Genomic DNA, 15,397 nt, shown 5'->3' on the forward strand with positions numbered 1-15,397 from the left:
TGATTGATATTGCCAGTTTGTCGGCCTCGATAGGAGCAAGTTGAATCGCAGACAGCAAAACGCCCCGGCATCCGAGGATGGCGGGGCGTTTTGTGGTGTTGCTTCAGAAAAGATCGCAGCCTTCGGCAGCTCCTACGGATGTTCGCACAACTCTGTAGGAGCTGCCGAAGGCTGCGATCTTTTGATCTTCAGGAATGCCGCACCATGTCCACATGCGGAATCCCGGCTTCCAGGAACTCCTCACTGACCAGGCTGAAACCCAGGCGCTCATAGAATGCCGTGGCCTGCACCTGCGCGCTGAGCATCTGCCGCTTCAGTCCACGTTCCTCGGCCTCGCCGATCACCGCCTGCATCAGCGCATCACCGACCTTCAAGCCGCGCCAGTCCTTGAGCACCGACACCCGGCCGACGTGACCGTCAGGCAGGAGGCGCGCAGTGCCAATCGGAAAGTCACCCTCGAAGGCCAGGAAATGCACCGCTGTCGCGTCATCCGCATCCCATTCCAGCTCGGGCGGTACGGATTGCTCGGCGATGAACACCGTCTCACGAATGCGCCGGATCTCGGCGTTGTCCTTCTGCCAGTCTGCGACACGTACGTGAATTTTATTCATCGGCAAACCCCAGGCTTCCTTGCTTGATCAGCTCGCACAGGAGGCCGCGACCGTCGTCATCGCCCAGCCATTCGCCGAGGTTATCGATGTGCAGCGCATCGGCGGCGCAGATCAGCTTCAACAGCTCGCGCAGCTTGCCCGGCAGATAACGGCTCTGGCCGCTGGCGAACAGCAGCAGGTCGTCATCGACTTCGGACCAGGCCAGGCGCGCGCTCGGGTTGCGAATCAGTACGGCGCCCTGTTCCAGGCTGGCAAGCAGGTCGTCTTCTTCGATCTCTTCCGGGCCGACCACCAGCTCCGGGTAGCGCGGCTCGGTCATGAACTGGCCAAACCAGGTCAGCAACAGGCGCTCGTCGCTCATGTGTTCGGCCAGCAGGCCTTTAAGGCGGCCGAGGGCGTCGTGCTGGATCTGGTGCGGATCGGCGACTGGCTGGGCATCGGCGTCGGTGTAGCGCTCTTCGTCCGACAGGAACTGGCTGAGGAAGTCGGTGAAGTGGGTCAGCACTTCAGCGGCGCTTGGCGCGCGAAAGCCGACCGAGTAGGTGAGGCAGTCGTCGACGGCCACGCCGCAGTGGGCCAGGCGCGGCGGCAGGTAAAGCATGTCGCCCGGTTCCAGGACCCATTCATCGGTGGCTTCGAATTCAGCCAGGATGCGCAAGTCGGCGTGCTGCAGCAGCGGGCTTTCAGAGTCGCACATCTGGCCGATTTTCCAGTTGCGCTTGCCATGGCCTTGCAGCAGGAACACGTCGTAGTTGTCGAAGTGCGGACCGACGCTGCCGCCTGGTGCGGCGAAGCTGATCATCACGTCATCGACGCGCCAGCTTGGCAGAAAGCGGAAGTTTTCCAGCAGTTCAGCGACTTCCGGGACAAACTGGTCAACGGCTTGAACCAGCAGGGTCCAGTCCTGTTCCGGCAGTTTGCTGAATTCGTCTTCGGCGAATGGGCCGCGGCGCAATTCCCAAGGGCGCTCGCCGTTTTCGATCACCAGGCGCGACTCAACTTCTTCCTCCAGCGCCAGGCCGGCCAGTTCGTCGGCGTCGATCGGGCTTTCGAAATCTGGAATCGCCTGACGGATCAGCAGCGGTTTTTTCTGCCAGTAGTCGCGCATGAACTCGCGCGCCGTGATGCCGCCCAGAAGTTGAAGAGGAATATCAGGATTCATGTGTAACCTATTGAAAAAAAGTACTTTTCAGACGGGAATAAAAACGCCCGGCGCTGCCGGGCGTTTTAAACGGGTGCAGCGGTCGATCAGATGCGCCTGGCTTGCTCTACAGCGTTGCCGATGTAGTTCGCCGGGGTAAGCAGTTTCAGCTCGGCCTTGGCGGCGGCCGGCATGTCCAGGCCATCGATGAAAGTTTGCAGCGCTTCGGGGCTGATGCCCTTGCCGCGGGTCAATTCTTTCAACTTTTCGTACGGGTTTTCGATGTTGTAGCGACGCATGACGGTCTGAATCGGCTCGGCCAGTACTTCCCAGCAAGCGTCCAGGTCGGCAGCGATCTTCTGGGCGTTGAGCTCCAGTTTGCTGATGCCTTTGAGGCTGGCTTCGTACGCGATGACGCTGTGGGCGAAGCCGACACCGAGGTTGCGCAGCACGGTGGAGTCGGTCAGGTCGCGCTGCCAGCGGGAGATCGGCAGCTTGCTCGCCAGGTGCTGGAACAGTGCGTTGGCGATACCCAGGTTGCCTTCGGAGTTTTCGAAGTCGATCGGGTTGACCTTGTGCGGCATGGTCGATGAACCGATTTCGCCCGCGATGGTGCGCTGCTTGAAGTAACCCAGGGAGATGTAGCCCCAGATGTCACGGTCGAAGTCGATCAGGATGGTATTGAAGCGCGCGATCGCGTCGAACAGCTCGGCGATGTAGTCGTGCGGTTCGATCTGCGTGGTGTACGGGTTGAAACCCAGGCCCAGCTCGTCTTCGATGAAGGCGCGGGCGTTTTCTTCCCAGTCGATCTCGGGGTAGGCCGACAGGTGGGCGTTGTAGTTGCCCACGGCGCCGTTGATCTTCCCCAGCAATGGCACGGCAGCGACCTGGGCGATCTGGCGCTCCAGGCGGTAAACCACGTTCGCCAGCTCTTTGCCCAGAGTGGTCGGCGAGGCCGGTTGACCGTGGGTGCGCGACAGCATTGGCACGTCAGCGAAACGGATCGCCAGTTCGCGGATGGCGTCGGCGGTCTGGCGCATCAGCGGCAGCATCACGTCATCACGGCCTTCGCGCAGCATCAGGGCGTGGGACAGGTTGTTGATGTCCTCGCTGGTGCAGGCAAAGTGGATGAATTCGCTGACGGCCGCCAGTTCAGGCAGCTTGGCCGCTTGCTCTTTGAGCAGGTATTCGATGGCCTTGACGTCGTGGTTGGTGGTGCGCTCGATCTCTTTGACGCGCTCGGCGTGCTCCAGAGAGAAGTTTTCCGCCAGGGTGTTCAAGACAGCGTTGGCTTCGGCGGAGAACGCCGGTACTTCGCTGATGGCAGAGTGAGCGGCCAGGCGCTGGAGCCAGCGCACTTCGACCAGGACGCGAGCACGGATCAGGCCGTATTCGCTGAAAATAGGGCGCAGGGCCTGGGTTTTGCCGGCGTAGCGGCCGTCAACAGGGGAAACCGCAGTGAGCGAAGAAAGCTGCATGGGGTGTTCTCGGACAGTCGGGCAACGAAATGGGGCGCGTATCATACATGAAAAAATCCGTCGGTCCGTTGCCAACTGACCGGCGTATTACGCGTTACAGATCAAAATCGGTGTTGTGAGCGCTGTTCAGCTACTGCGCATCAGCGGGTAAAGCTCTTTGAGCAATTTGCGCCGGCTGATCACCAGCTGCCAGCGATGACCGCCCAACTGGCGCCACAGGCGCGCCGAACGAATTCCGGCCAGCAGCAGGGCACGGATCTTCGAAGCGTTGCTTGGCTGCTGCAGGTTGCGCATGTCGCCGTGCACCTGAATGCGCTGGCGCAAGGTGCTCAAGGTGTCCTGGTACAACGCGCCACAGGCGGCGATCACGTTTTCGTGGGCCGGGCCGAAGTGCTCGACCTGGGACTGGATCTGCGGCAGGCGCTTGCCAATCACGTCCATCAAGTCTTCGCGCTTGGCCAGCTGACGCTCCAGGCCGAGCATGGCCAGCGCGTAGCGCAGCGGTTCGCGCTGCAGTGTGCTGGGATCGCGTTCCAGGGCGCCGATCAGGGCGCGATAGCCCTCGCGAAGGTTGATGTCGTCTCCGCCGTACACTTCCAGCGTGTCCTTGGGATCACGAATCAGCAGGCTGCCCAGCATGCAGGTCAGGCCCGCTTCGGTGGTCTGGCCGGTCTTGGCGATCTTGTCCACCAGGACCGCGGCGAGGAATACCCCACCCAGCGCTGTCAGTTGCTCCTGGGTCGGGCTCATTGGACTTGGCCCTTGCTCGCGTTCTTGCTCGTCCAGGGCTCGGCTATTTCGATCACGCCGCCACCCAGGCAGATCTCACCGTCGTAGAACACCACGGACTGGCCCGGGGTGACCGCCCGTTGCGGGTCATCGAAGGTGGCGCGATAGCCGGTAGCGGTTTTTTCCAGCGTGCACGGCTGGTCGCCCTGGCGGTAACGCACCTTGGCGGTCAACTTGAGTGGCTCGCTGAGGTCGATGGGGTTGACCCAATAGATGTCCGAGGCGAGCAGGGCGCGGGAGAACAGGTATGGATGGTCATTGCCCTGGCCGACGATCAGCTCGTTATGCTCCAGGTCCTTGATCAGCACGTACCACGGCTCGTCACCGGCGTCCTTGAGGCCGCCGATGCCCAGGCCCTGGCGTTGGCCGATGGTGTGGTACATCAAGCCGTGGTGGCGCCCGATGACTTCACCTTCGGTGGTCTTGATCTCGCCGGGTTGTGCCGGCAGGTACTGCTTGAGGAAGTCGCTGAAGCGGCGCTCGCCGATAAAGCAGATCCCGGTGGAGTCTTTTTTCTTCGCGGTGGCCAGGTCGTGCTTCTCGGCGATTGCGCGCACTTCGGGTTTTTCCAGCTCGCCCACCGGGAACAGGGTCTTGGCGATCTGTTCTCCGCCCACGGCGTGCAGGAAGTAACTCTGGTCCTTGTTCGGGTCCAGGCCCTTGAGCAGCTCGGTGCGTCCATCGATGTCGCGGCGGCGCACGTAGTGACCGGTGGCAATCAGGTCGGCGCCGAGCATCATCGCGTAGTCGAGGAAGGCTTTGAATTTGATCTCGCGGTTGCACAGGATGTCCGGGTTCGGCGTGCGTCCGGCCTTGTATTCGGCCAGGAAGTGCTCGAACACGTTGTCCCAGTACTCGGCGGCGAAGTTGGCGGTGTGCAGCTTGATGCCAATCTTGTCGCACACAGCTTGGGCGTCTGCGAGGTCGTCCATCGCGGTGCAGTATTCCGTTCCATCGTCTTCTTCCCAGTTCTTCATGAACAGGCCTTCCACCTCGTAACCCTGCTCGATCAGCAGGAGAGCGGAAACGGAAGAGTCCACGCCGCCGGACATGCCGACAATGACGCGCTTCTTTTGTATGTCAGAAGGGGCTGGATCACGCATAGGGATTCAATGAGTGTCTTGAAAAAGGACGCGATTCTAGCAGGCCCAAGGCCACAAGGCTAAAGAGAAGGACGGATCAATTCCAGGTCGAAGCGCTGACCGCCCAGATAGTCGTCGATGCAGCGGATGATCAGTTCGCTGCGCCAGTTGTCGCGCTGTCCGATTAATTCCTCGCGGGTCAACCACTTGGCGCCGATGATGCCGTCGTCCAGTTGATACTCGGGGTGGTGTTTCAGCGGCTTGGCGATGAAGCAGACTCGCTGGTAGGTCACGCCGTTGCTCGGGGCGGTGTACAGATAAATGCCCAATACCCCCGTGGGTTCGACGTCCCAGCCGGTTTCCTCGAGGGTTTCACGGATGGCAGCTTCGGTCAGGGTTTCATTCGGGTCGAGGTGACCGGCGGGCTGGTTGAGTACCGCTCGTCCGCCTTTGAGTTCTTCGACCATGAGGAAACGACCGTTGTCTTCGACGATGGTGGCGACGGTGATGTGGGGTTTCCAGTCCATGCATTGTCCTCTGGTGGTTTTCGGCTTGATCATGCCAATCAAAAGATCGCAGCCTTCGGCAGCTCCTACACGGATCGGCGTAGGAGCTGCCGAAGGCTGCGATCTTTTGATCTATGGTGCAAACAAAAACCCCGGCACAAGGCCGGGGCTTCTTTGCATCCTTACAACCTTACACCAGCGCAGCAATCGCCGCGTTGAAGGTGTTGCTCGGGCGCATGGCCTTGCTGATCAGCTCGGCATCAGCGTGGTAGTAACCACCGATGTCCACTGGCTGGCCCTGTACGGCGTTGAGCTCGGCAACGATGGTTGCCTCGTTCTCGGTCAGGGTCTTGGCCAGCTGGCCGAATTGCGCCTGCAGTGCTGCATCTTCAGTCTGGGCCGCCAGGGCTTGTGCCCAGTACAGCGCCAGGTAGAAGTGGCTGCCGCGGTTGTCGATGTTGCCGACTTTGCGCGATGGCGACTTGTTGTTGTCGAGGAACTGGCCAGTGGCCTGATCCAGGGTCTTGGCCAGCACCAGGGCTTTCGGGTTGTTGTAAGTAACACCCAAATGCTCCAGGGAAGCGGCCAGGGCCAGGAACTCGCCCAGGGAATCCCAGCGCAGGAAGTTCTCTTCCAGCAACTGCTGAACGTGCTTCGGTGCCGAACCGCCAGCGCCGGTTTCGAACAGGCCGCCGCCATTCATCAGCGGTACGATCGACAGCATCTTGGCGCTGGTGCCCAGTTCCATGATCGGGAACAGGTCGGTCAGGTAGTCGCGCAGTACGTTACCGGTCACCGAGATGGTGTCCTTGCCTGCACGGGTACGCTCCAGGGTGAACTTCATGGCGTCGACTGGCGCCATGATCTGGATGTCCAGGCCGGACGTGTCGTGATCCTTCAGGTAAGCCTGAACTTTCTCGATCACCACGCCATCGTGGGCGCGCATCGGGTCCAGCCAGAAGATCGCTGGCGTGCTGCTGGCGCGGGCACGGTTGACGGCCAGTTTGACCCAGTCCTGGATCGGCGCGTCTTTGGTCTGGCACATGCGGAAGATGTCGCCGGCTTCAACCGCTTGCTCCAGCAGCAGGCTGCCTTTGCTGTCTGTAACGCGAACCACGCCGCTGGCCTTGACCTGGAAAGTCTTGTCGTGCGAGCCGTACTCTTCGGCTTTTTTCGCCATCAGGCCCACGTTTGGCACGCTGCCCATGGTGGTCGGATCGAAGGCACCGTTTACCTTGCAGTCTTCGATGACGGCCTGGTAGATGGTCGCGTAGCAACGATCCGGAATCACTGCCTTGGTGTCGTGCAACTGGCCATCAGTGCCCCACATCTTGCCGGAGTCACGGATCATCGCCGGCATCGAGGCGTCGACGATGACGTCGCTCGGCACGTGCAGGTTGGTGATGCCTTTGTCGGAGTTGACCATCGCCAGCGACGGACGAACGGCGTAGACCGCCTGAATGTCCGCTTCGATCGCAGCTTGCTGATCGCTAGGCAAAGCCTTGATGCGAGCGTACAGGTCACCGATGCCGTTGTTCAGGTTGAAGCCGATCTGTGCCAGCACGTCGGCGTGCTTGGCCAGTGCGTCTTTATAGAACTCGGCAACGATCTGGCCGAACATGATCGGGTCGGAGACCTTCATCATGGTGGCTTTGAGGTGAACCGACAGCAGCACGCCTTTGGCTTTGGCGTCTTCGATCTCGGCAGCAATGAAGCTGCGCAGGGCGTTCTTGCTCATGACCGCGCAATCGAGGATCTCACCGGCTTGTACGGTGGTTTTTTCCTTCAGGACGGTGGTGGTGCCGTCTTGAGCGATCAATTCGATTTTGACGGCGTCAGCGGCGTCGATCAGGGCAGCTTTTTCGCTGCCGTAGAAATCACCGGTGCTCATGTGGGCTACGTGGGACTTGGAGTCCGCAGCCCAGGCGCCCATTTTGTGCGGGTGCTTGCGCGCGTAGTTCTTGACTGACAGCGGTGCACGACGATCGGAGTTGCCTTCGCGCAGAACCGGGTTCACGGCGCTGCCCTTGATCTTGTCGTAACGCGACTTGGCGAGCTTGTCGGCGTCGCTGGTCACGGTTTCCGGGTAGTCCGGCAGTGCGAAGCCCTGGGCTTGCAGCTCTTTGATCGCGGCTTGCAGTTGCGGAACGGAAGCACTGATGTTCGGCAGCTTGATGATGTTGGCTTCAGGCGTAACGGCCAAGTCGCCCAGTTCGGCGAGGTGGTCGGCTACGGCTTTGTCACCCAATTGCTCGGGGAAGCTGGCCAGAATGCGCCCTGCAAGAGAGATATCGCGGGTTTCCACGGCGATATCAGCGGAGGCAGTGAAAGCCTCTACGATAGGCAACAGTGAATAGGTGGCGAGGGCGGGAGCTTCGTCGGTGAAGGTATAGATGATCTTCGAGCGGGTGGGCATATTCGGATTAACTCTCTCTTCTTTGCTAAAGCGTGCGCAGAAACTCGAGGGGCGCCGGGTAAGCGCGTTCGTTCAAAGTCGTCCATGAGCCGAATGTCGAGGTTTGTGCGCGGTGATGTTGGGTGCATCAGTCGAGCGGCAAGCGGGTGGACTGCTGTAGCGGTCCTGCTTTTTCGGGCCGAAGCTCTCGCAATAGAGGGGTCGGCCGTCGTGACTCTGTGGTCAGCGGGCGGCATTATACATAGGTAGCTGGCAATCTGCCGATGGTTCATACACAACGTGTGTCGTCCATTGGTCTAAAGGTCGCAGGGGGGGTGGGGGGCGTAGAGTCTTGCAGCGTGCTTGAGTTTGGCGCTTTTCCCTTTGCATTCAGGCTTGTAGAACCCCAGCCGCACAGCTTTGCGGCAGATGGGTGGAACATGGGGTTTGCGCGCTGAATTAACTGGGGTACGCTCGAACCAAGCCAGATGTTCAATCCAAACAATGGAGTTCAGCATGGGATACAAGAAGATTCAGGTTCCGGCAGTCGGCGACAAAATCACCGTCAACGCGGACCATTCTCTCAATGTTCCTAACAACCCGATCATCCCCTTCATCGAAGGCGATGGTATCGGCGTTGATATCAGCCCGGTCATGATCAAGGTTGTCGATGCTGCTGTTAAGAAGGCTTACGGCGGCGATCGCAAAATTTCCTGGATGGAAGTCTACGCCGGGGAGAAAGCGACTCAGGTTTACGATCAGGACACCTGGCTACCTCAGGAAACCCTGGACGCAGTCAAGGATTACGTGGTTTCCATCAAGGGCCCCCTGACCACGCCGGTCGGCGGCGGCATTCGTTCGCTGAACGTGGCCCTGCGCCAGCAGCTGGACCTTTATGTGTGCCTGCGCCCGGTGCGCTGGTTCGAAGGCGTGCCTAGCCCGGTCAAGAAGCCAGGCGACGTCGACATGACGATCTTCCGCGAGAACTCCGAGGACATCTACGCCGGTATCGAGTGGAAAGCCGGTTCGCCGGAAGCGACCAAGGTCATCAAGTTCCTGAAAGAGGAAATGGGTGTCACCAAGATCCGTTTCGACGAAAACTGCGGTATCGGCATCAAGCCAGTCTCGCTGCAGGGCACCAAGCGCCTGGCGCGCAAGGCGCTGCAGTACGTGGTCGACAACGATCGCGACTCGCTGACCATCGTGCACAAAGGCAACATCATGAAGTTCACCGAAGGTGCCTTCAAGGAATGGGCTTACGAAGTGGCGGCTGAAGAGTTCGGCGCGACCCTGCTCGACGGCGGTCCATGGATGCAGTTCAAGAACCCGAAAACCGGCAAGAACGTCATCGTCAAGGATGCCATCGCCGATGCCATGCTCCAGCAGATCCTGCTGCGCCCGGCCGAATACGATGTGATTGCGACCCTGAACCTGAACGGTGACTACCTCTCCGACGCCCTGGCGGCCGAAGTGGGCGGCATCGGTATCGCGCCGGGTGCCAACCTGTCCGACACCATTGCCATGTTCGAAGCCACCCACGGTACTGCGCCGAAATACGCCGGCAAGGACCAGGTCAACCCGGGTTCGCTGATCCTGTCTGCAGAGATGATGCTGCGCCACATGGGCTGGACCGAAGCGGCCGACTTGATCATCAAGGGCACCAATGGCGCGATTTCCGCCAAGACCGTGACCTATGACTTCGAGCGTCTGATGGACGGCGCCACGCTGTTGTCGTCCTCGGCGTTCGGCGATGCGCTGATTTCGCACATGTAAGAAGCAACTCGTAACGAAAAACCGCCCCGCTCAAATCATGAGTTGGGCGGTTTTTTTATAACAGAAGGGTGGGTGCAAAAATCATGCAATAACGGTTTGTTGCTCGCTGGCTGCGACAACTTTCGCGATATCCTCAGGCGCGCCGATGCTCACGGCGTGCAGGCCCTTGGGGCCCTGGATAATCTCGAACACCACAGGCTGGCCGGCCTTCAGGGTCTTGTACCCCTCCATCTGGATGGCCGAATAGTGGGCGAACAGGTCTTCGCTCTTGCCGTCTTCATTGATGAAGCCGTATCCCTTGGCGTTGTTGAACCATTTCACCTTGCCACTGACCTTGACACCTGACATACCCATATCCCTCTGCAACTGACTCCATCACTGGAGTATCATCCAGATAATCCGCAGTCGAATCTCATAAATAAGATTGACTCCGCGGACCTTTTTTACCCACTGTGGGCTCTATTGGTTGTAACACCGTTTTGCCGATAGTCAAGGTGACCGGGCAGTCGCAGTTGAAATCGTCCATAGCCGCCCCCACCACTGTATTCGCACAACTGACGAACCTTTCTTTCCATGCATGCAATCAGCCAGATTCGACTAACATTCAATCAGGATCATCCGGTTCTCCAGCAAGACGGTCCGGGGACCCACGACGACGATTCCGCAGGCATTGCTGTTCAGGAGGCAAAGCCTGCTTTACAGGCGCCACCGATGTACAAGGTGGTTTTGTTCAATGATGACTACACACCGATGGATTTCGTCGTCGAAGTGCTCGAGGTGTTTTTTAACCTGAATCGGGAGCTGGCGACCAAGGTCATGTTGGCCGTCCATACAGAAGGACGGGCAGTATGTGGAGTGTTTACCCGCGACATCGCCGAGACCAAGGCCATGCAGGTCAACCAGTACGCCAGGGAAAGCCAGCATCCGCTACTCTGTGAAATCGAGAAGGACGGTTAATCGCCGACCACTTGGGTATGAGGTGAAGCTATGTTAAACCGCGAGCTCGAAGTCACCCTCAATCTTGCCTTCAAGGAGGCTCGTTCGAAACGTCATGAATTCATGACCGTCGAACACCTCCTGCTGGCCCTATTGGATAATGAGGCTGCCGCCACCGTATTGCGTGCGTGCGGCGCCAACCTCGACAAACTCAAACATGACCTGCAGGAGTTCATTGACTCCACCACGCCACTGATCCCGGTGCATGACGAGGATCGTGAGACCCAGCCCACCCTGGGCTTCCAGCGTGTGCTGCAGCGCGCCGTGTTTCACGTACAGAGCTCGGGCAAACGCGAAGTGACCGGTGCCAACGTGCTGGTCGCCATCTTCAGTGAGCAAGAGAGTCAGGCAGTGTTCCTGCTGAAACAGCAGAGCGTTGCGCGCATCGATGTCGTCAACTACATCGCCCACGGCATCTCCAAGGTGCCCGGGCATGGCGATCACTCTGAAGGTGAGCAAGATATGCAGGACGACGAGGGCGGCGAGTCTTCTTCTTCTGGCAATCCCCTGGATGCTTATGCCAGCAACCTCAACGAACTGGCACGCCAGGGTCGTATTGACCCGCTGGTAGGCCGCGAAATGGAAGTCGAGCGTGTCGCGCAGATCCTGGCGCGTCGTCGCAAGAACAATCCGCTGCTGGTGGGCGAGGCAGGCGTGGGTAAAACCGCGATTGCCGAAGGCCTGGCCAAGCGTATTGTCGATAACCAGGTGCCTGATCTGCTGGCCAACAGCGTGGTGTATTCGCTTGATCTGGGCGCACTGCTGGCCGGGACCAAATATCGCGGTGATTTCGAGAAGCGCTTCAAGGCGTTGCTTAATGAGCTGAAAAAACGTCCGCAGGCAATCCTGTTCATCGACGAAATCCACACCATCATTGGTGCGGGTGCCGCGTCCGGTGGCGTCATGGATGCCTCGAACCTGCTCAAGCCGCTGCTGTCTTCCGGTGATATCCGCTGCATCGGTTCGACCACGTTCCAGGAGTTCCGCGGGATCTTCGAGAAGGACCGTGCTTTGGCCCGGCGCTTCCAGAAGGTCGATGTGTCGGAGCCTTCGGTGGAAGACACCATCGGTATCCTGCGCGGCTTGAAGGGGCGTTTCGAAGCGCACCACAGCATCGAGTACAGCGATGAGGCCCTGCGTGCGGCTGCCGAACTGGCATCGCGCTACATCAATGACCGGCACATGCCGGACAAGGCCATCGACGTGATTGACGAGGCGGGTGCCTACCAGCGCCTGCAGCCGGTCGAGAAGCGCGTGAAACGCATCGAAGTGCCTCAGGTCGAGGACATCGTGGCGAAGATCGCGCGGATTCCGCCAAAGCACGTCACCAGCTCGGACAAAGAGCTGCTGCGTAACCTTGAGCGTGACCTCAAGCTGACGGTGTTTGGCCAGGACGCTGCAATCGACTCGCTGTCGACTGCGATCAAGCTGTCCCGCGCCGGCCTCAAGTCGCCTGACAAGCCAGTCGGTTCGTTCCTGTTCGCAGGCCCGACCGGTGTAGGTAAAACCGAAGCGGCGCGGCAGCTGGCCAAGGCGCTGGGTATCGAACTGGTTCGCTTCGACATGTCCGAGTACATGGAGCGCCACACCGTATCGCGTCTGATCGGTGCACCTCCAGGCTATGTCGGGTTCGATCAGGGCGGCCTGCTGACCGAAGCCATCACCAAGCAGCCACACTGCGTGCTGTTGCTCGATGAGATCGAGAAGGCGCATCCGGAAGTCTTCAACCTGCTGTTGCAGGTGATGGACCACGGTACGCTCACCGATAACAACGGGCGCAAGGCGGACTTCCGTAACGTGATCGTCATCATGACGACCAACGCCGGTGCCGAAACCGCAGCGCGCGCTTCGATCGGTTTCACTCATCAGGACCACTCGTCCGATGCGATGGAAGTGATCAAGAAGAGCTTCACGCCAGAGTTCCGCAACCGCCTGGACACTATCATCCAGTTTGGTCGCCTCAGTCATGAGGTCATCAAGAGTGTGGTGGACAAGTTCCTTACCGAGCTTCAGGCGCAGCTGGAAGACAAGCGCGTGCAGCTGGAAGTGACCGACGCCGCACGCAGCTGGCTGGCGGCAGGTGGCTACGACTCGGCAATGGGCGCTCGACCAATGGCACGCCTGATCCAGGACAAGATCAAGCGTCCGCTGGCGGAAGAGATCCTGTTTGGCGAACTGGCCGACCATGGTGGCGTGGTCCACATCGATTTGAAGGACGGCGAGCTGACCTTCGAGTTCGAAACCACGGCAGAAATGGCCTGACGTTTAGTAGCAAAACAAAAAGGCGCCTACTGGCGCCTTTTTGCTGTCTGCGCGCGAATCCCCTTTAGGAGCTGCCGCAGGCTGCGATCTTTTGATCTTAAAAAATCCAGGATCAAAAGATCCCAGCCTGCGGCAGCTCCTACGGGGATGTTCGTCGAATTGCAGGCAAACAAAAACGCCCGGCATCAGCCGGGCGTCTTGTATTGACCTGATTAGCGGGCGCGGTAAGTAATGCGCCCTTTGCTCAAGTCATAGGGCGTCAGCTCGACGCGCACTTTGTCACCGGTAAGAATACGGATGTAGTTCTTGCGCATCTTGCCGGAAATATGCGCGGTTACGACGTGCCCATTTTCCAACTCCACACGAAACATGGTGTTGGGCAGGGTGTCGACGACAGTGCCTTCCATTTCGAAGCTGTCTTCTTTCGACATGCAGTAAAGCCCTCGGTGTCCAATGAATGGCCCGGTGCAACTGCGCCAGGCAAAAGCGGCGTGCATTGTGCCCGAAAAATGGTGTTTACGCCAAGGGGTTTAGGGATTGCTCTAACTTAGAAGAACCCAGCGCTGGTTGATCAGCAGTTCGATGGGTCGATATTGCGTCTTGTAACTCATCTTTTTGCAGTTCTTGATCCAGTACCCCAGGTACACCGCGTCCAGCCCCAGGCGCTGTGCCTCGGCGATTTGCCACAGGATTGCGTACCGGCCCAGGCTGCGGCGTTCTTCGGCGGGTTCGTAGAAGGTATAGACCGCCGAGAGGCCATTGGGCAGCAAGTCCGTCACGGCCACAGCCAGCAGACGGCCGTCGCGGCGGAATTCATAGAAGCGCGAAAATGGCAGGTCGCGCACCAGGAAGGTGGAAAACTGATCGCGGCTGGGCGGGTACATGTCGCCATCGGCATGCCGCTGTTCGATGTAGCGCTGGTACAGGTCGAAGTATTCTTCGCTGAACTGTGGTTTGGCCGGGCGCACCTGCAGATCGAGGTTGCGCCTGAAAATGCGTTTCTGCTGGCGATTGGGTGCGAACTGCGCCACGGGGATACGCGCGGGCACGCAGGCATTGCAGTTCTGGCAATGCGGCCGGTACAGGTGATCACCACTGCGACGAAAACCCATTTCAGACAGATCTGCGTAGACATGCACATCCATGGGCTGGCTAGGGTCGAGGAACAGGGTGGTGGCCTGCTCTTCGGGCAGATAACTGCAAGAGTGGGGTTGAGTGGCATAGAACTTCAAACGCGCCAACTCGGTCATGATCAACCCTCGGGGATAAACTTTAAATAAGTGTAAGCCAAGCGCGCGAAAGTCGCTCAGCAAACCCAGCTGGCGCGGGTGGGTTGATCCAGGTGCAGGGCCAGGTAGCGGGCGAATTCGCTACGGGGAATCGCCCGGGCGCCGAGGCTGTGCAAATGGTCGGTCGGCATCTGGCAGTCGATCAGTATGAACCCTGAGTCTTTCAGATGTCGCACCAGTGTGGCAAAGCCATATTTGGAGGCATTGTCGGCGCGGCTGAACATCGACTCGCCGAAAAACAGCTGCCCCATCGCCAAGCCATAGAGGCCGCCCACCAGCTCACCCTGGTCCCACACCTCCACCGAGTGGGCGAAGCCACGCGTGTGCAGTTCAAGGTAGGCCTCCTGCATCGCGGCGGTGATCCAGGTGCCGTCGGCATAATCACGCGGGGCCGCGCAAGCCTGGATGACTGCAGCGAAATCCTGGTCGAAGGTCACTTCATAGCGCTGTTGCCGGAGCAATTTGCCCAGGCTGCGCGAGACATGCAATTCGTCGGGAAACAACACCGTGCGAGGGTCGGGTGACCACCAGAGAATCGGCTGGCCTTCGGAGAACCACGGGAAACACCCATGGCGATAGGCCTGGATCAGGCGGTCGGCCGACAAGTCGCCACCCGCAGCCAGAAGGCCGTTGGGATCGCGCATCGCTCGTTCCAGCGGCGGGAAGGTCAGTGAGTTGCGTTGTAACCAGGTCAGCATGGCATCCAGGCTTGCAGAAGGGGAGGGCGGTATCGAGCCGGTTGGCCCGTGATCAAGTTTGCCGTCAAACGGTGAAAATGTCGTCGATGTATTTTTTTGCGGTTGTGCCGTCTTGTAACCATTCCTGCAACAAAGGCCCGGCACTGCAACTTGGCGTTGTGAATGTGGTCGTAGATGAATCCCTCATAAGCCTTTGTCACGAAAGACAATGCATGCTCAAATTGGACTGCAGGTCGCACGCCCTTGGCTATGCTTGAAACTGAAGTTGCCAGCATGGCATCGGCCGTACAAACCCGTACAATGCGGGGCTGTTACAGATTATTGAGCTTGCGCCGTGTTTATAAAATGCGCGATGCAGTGGTAAAAAGTAGTTCCGG

14 protein-coding genes are annotated in these 15,397 nt (G+C 59.2%); 3 read left to right on the top strand and 11 right to left on the bottom strand.

What is annotated here, in order from left to right; all coding sequences use genetic code 11:
* Positions 1-188 precede the first annotated feature (188 nt).
* The 7 genes from IMW75_RS08970 to IMW75_RS09000 form a co-directional block, all read right to left on the bottom strand.
* A complete protein-coding gene (locus IMW75_RS08970; RefSeq protein ID WP_205892405.1) occupies positions 189-611 on the bottom strand; it encodes a GNAT family N-acetyltransferase in 423 nt (140 codons plus the stop codon).
* Complete coding sequence (locus tag IMW75_RS08975; protein WP_045062287.1) at positions 604-1,773, bottom strand: ribosomal protein uL16 3-hydroxylase; 1,170 nt, start codon at positions 1,771-1,773, stop codon at positions 604-606. Before IMW75_RS08975 ends, IMW75_RS08970 begins: the two co-directional genes overlap by 8 nt.
* Positions 1,774-1,859: 86 nt before the next feature.
* Positions 1,860-3,230, bottom strand: coding sequence for an adenylosuccinate lyase (purB, locus tag IMW75_RS08980; RefSeq protein ID WP_045062286.1), 1,371 nt, complete (start codon positions 3,228-3,230; stop codon positions 1,860-1,862).
* A gap of 126 nt (positions 3,231-3,356) precedes the next feature.
* Complete coding sequence (hflD, locus tag IMW75_RS08985) at positions 3,357-3,980, bottom strand: high frequency lysogenization protein HflD (protein WP_045062285.1); 624 nt, start codon at positions 3,978-3,980, stop codon at positions 3,357-3,359.
* Entirely contained in the window at positions 3,977-5,122 is a 1,146-nt protein-coding gene (mnmA, locus tag IMW75_RS08990; protein ID WP_045062284.1) for a tRNA 2-thiouridine(34) synthase MnmA, read from the bottom strand. The genes hflD and mnmA overlap by 4 nt, the downstream gene beginning before the upstream one ends.
* Positions 5,123-5,181: 59 nt before the next feature.
* Positions 5,182-5,628: an NUDIX hydrolase gene (locus tag IMW75_RS08995; protein WP_045062347.1), complete on the bottom strand. Its 447-nt coding sequence runs from the start codon at positions 5,626-5,628 to the stop codon at positions 5,182-5,184.
* Positions 5,629-5,797: 169 nt separating this feature from the next.
* A complete protein-coding gene (locus IMW75_RS09000) occupies positions 5,798-8,023 on the bottom strand; it encodes an NADP-dependent isocitrate dehydrogenase (protein ID WP_205892406.1) in 2,226 nt (741 codons plus the stop codon).
* 495 nt (positions 8,024-8,518) lie between these two features.
* Here IMW75_RS09000 and icd point away from each other — a divergent pair, with 495 nt between their 5' ends.
* Entirely contained in the window at positions 8,519-9,775 is a 1,257-nt protein-coding gene (gene icd, locus IMW75_RS09005; protein WP_045062282.1) for an NADP-dependent isocitrate dehydrogenase, read from the top strand.
* An 81-nt stretch (positions 9,776-9,856) separates the two neighbouring features.
* On the opposite strand, the gene cspD is transcribed toward icd, so the two are convergent.
* Positions 9,857-10,123: a cold shock domain-containing protein CspD gene (cspD, locus tag IMW75_RS09010; protein ID WP_205892407.1), complete on the bottom strand. Its 267-nt coding sequence runs from the start codon at positions 10,121-10,123 to the stop codon at positions 9,857-9,859.
* A 225-nt stretch (positions 10,124-10,348) separates the two neighbouring features.
* Between cspD and clpS the strand changes: the two genes are divergently transcribed.
* Positions 10,349-10,732 (top strand): ATP-dependent Clp protease adapter ClpS, encoded by a 384-nt coding sequence (gene clpS, locus IMW75_RS09015; protein WP_205892408.1) that lies wholly within the window; start codon positions 10,349-10,351, stop codon positions 10,730-10,732.
* Between the two features lie 30 nt (positions 10,733-10,762).
* Entirely contained in the window at positions 10,763-13,033 is a 2,271-nt protein-coding gene (gene clpA, locus IMW75_RS09020) for an ATP-dependent Clp protease ATP-binding subunit ClpA (protein ID WP_045062279.1), read from the top strand.
* Between the two features lie 212 nt (positions 13,034-13,245).
* Here clpA and infA read toward each other — a convergent pair whose 3' ends face one another.
* From infA to aat, 3 genes are all read right to left on the bottom strand, one after another.
* Positions 13,246-13,464 (bottom strand): translation initiation factor IF-1, encoded by a 219-nt coding sequence (gene infA, locus IMW75_RS09025; protein ID WP_002553999.1) that lies wholly within the window; start codon positions 13,462-13,464, stop codon positions 13,246-13,248.
* Between the two features lie 111 nt (positions 13,465-13,575).
* A complete protein-coding gene (locus IMW75_RS09030; protein WP_045062278.1) occupies positions 13,576-14,283 on the bottom strand; it encodes an arginyltransferase in 708 nt (235 codons plus the stop codon).
* A gap of 56 nt (positions 14,284-14,339) precedes the next feature.
* The gene (gene aat, locus IMW75_RS09035; RefSeq protein WP_205892409.1) at positions 14,340-15,020 is read right to left on the bottom strand and encodes a leucyl/phenylalanyl-tRNA--protein transferase; all 681 of its coding nucleotides are present in this window, start codon (positions 15,018-15,020) and stop codon (positions 14,340-14,342) included.
* Positions 15,021-15,397: the final 377 nt, after the last annotated feature.

This window comes from Pseudomonas gregormendelii, from assembly GCF_017114825.1.
In the GTDB taxonomy this organism is placed as follows: domain Bacteria; phylum Pseudomonadota; class Gammaproteobacteria; order Pseudomonadales; family Pseudomonadaceae; genus Aquipseudomonas; species Aquipseudomonas gregormendelii.